Raw genomic sequence first — 2,553 nt, 5'->3', positions numbered from 1 at the left:
TGCAGAGTTCTCGAGGTCGTCATGGCTGCCCTTTCCAGGTCACCCCGTCACGCACTTGGGCTCATTTCCCCAGCGATTTCAACGCCAGCCGGATGCCCTCGCTCACGCCCACGTCGGGCGGCAGCGCCTTGAGCGCGGCCGCTGCTTCCTTGTCGTTGTACCCCAGCGCCAGCAGCGCCTGCAAGATATCGGCCTGCGCCTCGGTGCTCGCATGGGCATGCGCGCTGCCCATGTCGGCGCCGAGCTTGCCCTTGAGTTCGAGCAGCAGCCGCTCGGCGGTCTTCTTGCCGATGCCCGGCACCTTCACCAGGCGGCCCGCCTCCTGCAGCGTGATGGCCTGGGCCAGGTCGGCCACGCCCATGCCGCTGAGGATGCCCAGCGCCGTGCGCGGGCCGACCCCCGCGACCTTGATCAGCTCGCGGAACGTGGCGCGCTCGGGCGCGCTGCCAAAGCCGTAGAGCAGCTGTGCGTCCTCGCGCACGATGAACTGGGTCAGCAGGCTGACGCGCTCGCCGGCGGCCGGCAGGTTGTAGAAGGTGCTCATCGGCACCTGCACTTCATAGCCCACGCCAGCGCAGTCCACCAGCACCTCGGGCGGGTTCTTCTCCAGCAGGGTGCCGGTCAATTTGCCTATCATTGCAGTCCTTTGCCGCCGGTTGGCAGCCATCGTCCGGAATTATCAGCTTGATCCTGCGCCACACCTTCACCCCCCACAACAACACGCGCCTGGCGCACCTGTGCGGCCCCGCCGACAGCCACCTGCGCACCATCGAGGCGGCGCTGCAGGTGGGCATTGCGCACCGGCACGAGCAGTTCAAGGTGGACGGCCCCAAGGCGCGCGCCACGCAGGCGATGGAGGTGCTGCAGGCGGTCTACGAAATGGCCGATCGCCCGATCAGCGAGGACCACCTGCAGCTGATGCTGGCCGGCGACAGCAGCATGAGCGACGCCGACGCCACGGCCACCGCGCTGGTCACGCGCCGCGCCGACCTGCGCGCGCGCACGCCCACGCAGGCCCAGTACCTCGAGAACATCGCCACGCACGACATCACCTTCGGCATCGGCCCGGCCGGCACTGGCAAGACCTACCTGGCCGTGGCCTGCGCGGTCGATGCGCTCGAGCGCAACGCCGTGCAGCGCATCGTGCTCACGCGCCCGGCCGTCGAGGCCGGCGAGCGCCTGGGCTTCCTGCCCGGCGACCTGGCGCAGAAGGTCGACCCTTACCTGCGCCCGCTGTACGACGCGCTCTACGAGCTCATGGGCTACGACAAGGTGATGAAGGCCTTCGAGCGCAACGCGCTCGAGATCGCGCCGCTGGCCTTCATGCGCGGGCGCACGCTGAACAACGCCTTCGTCATCCTCGACGAGGCGCAGAACACCACGCCCGAGCAGATGAAGATGTTCCTCACGCGCATCGGCTTTGGCGCGCGCGCCGTGGTGACCGGCGACGTCAGCCAGATCGACTTACCGAAGGGCGCCCTGAGCGGCCTGATCGAGGCCGAGCGCGTCTTGAAGCGTGTCAAGGGCATCGCCGTCACGCGCTTCACCAGCGCCGATGTGGTGCGCCACCCGCTGGTCGCGCGCATCGTCGATGCCTACGACGCCGCCGGGCGCTCCAGCGTGGTGCGCAAGCGCAGCACCGACTGAGACAACCCCTTATTTCATAGCTGAACGCGCTTGCTGGATAAGCGTTTGAGGCCAAAAACACCCCCGACCATGCCCTTGCCCGACCTCACGCTGTCCCTGCAGTTCGCACGCTTTGACGGGGCCGCCGGACACCGCGCCGCCCTGCCGCGCCACAAGGTGGCGCGCTGGATCCGCCACGCGCTGGCGCTGGACGCCGAAATCACCGTGCGCATCGTCGGCGCCGAGGAAGGCCAGCAGCTCAACCGCGACTACCGCCACAAGGACTACGCCACCAACGTGCTGACCTTCGACTACGCGCAGGAGCCCGTGGTGGTGGCCGACCTGGTGCTGTGCGCCCCCGTGGTGGCGCGCGAAGCGGAGGAACAGAACAAGTCCCTCGAAGAACACTACGCGCACCTGCTGGTGCACGGCGCGCTGCACGCCCAAGGCTGGGACCACGAGACCAGCGCCGTCGACGCCGACGAGATGGAGGCCTACGAGACGGCCATCCTGCAGGAACTGGGTTTTGCCGACCCTTACGCCAAATAGGCTGGAAACGCTGGCTGGACGGACGCTGGAAGCTATGGTTTTGTGACCCACATGGGGCAACTCGGCCCCACTTGAATGCCCGCAGCCGATGGCGCGGGCATTGTGATTGCCACGGCGCCGGCCTCCCGGCCGGCCCGGGGTCTTGCGTGCCGCGCAGGGCCTTGCGCCAGACGCCGCCGCAGCCACGCACTGAAGCGCACCGGCCCGGCCATTGCGGCCGCGCCCGCAAAGCAATCCAACCTTTCTTGCATGCAATCGACTCTTTTTTTGGCGCAATTTGTACCTAAGATCGCCGCAATGACCGGGGACACACCCCGACCTTGAAGGAGACACGTTGGATACCGCCCTGCTGCTCACCGCCGCGTTCGTCGCTGGCGC

3 protein-coding genes are annotated in these 2,553 nt (G+C 67.8%); 2 read left to right on the top strand and 1 reads right to left on the bottom strand.

Translation table 11 applies throughout. The features are described from left to right. Positions 1 to 61: 61 nt before the first annotated feature. Entirely contained in the window at positions 62 to 637 is a 576-nt protein-coding gene (gene ruvA / locus B2J89_RS20975) for a Holliday junction branch migration protein RuvA (RefSeq protein WP_169170784.1), read from the bottom strand. Positions 638 to 684: 47 nt separating this feature from the next. On the opposite strand from ruvA, the gene B2J89_RS20970 reads away from it, so the two are divergent. Beyond that, positions 685 to 1,647 (top strand): PhoH family protein, encoded by a 963-nt coding sequence (locus tag B2J89_RS20970; RefSeq protein WP_169170783.1) that lies wholly within the window; start codon positions 685 to 687, stop codon positions 1,645 to 1,647. Positions 1,648 to 1,716: 69 nt separating this feature from the next. Then, entirely contained in the window at positions 1,717 to 2,175 is a 459-nt protein-coding gene (gene ybeY / locus B2J89_RS20965; protein ID WP_169170782.1) for an rRNA maturation RNase YbeY, read from the top strand. Positions 2,176 to 2,553: the final 378 nt, after the last annotated feature.

It is taken from the genome of Acidovorax sp. SRB_24 (assembly GCF_012931925.1).
The sequence above is the reverse complement of the archived record's forward strand: the minus strand, read 5'-3'. Positions and strand labels throughout refer to the sequence as shown.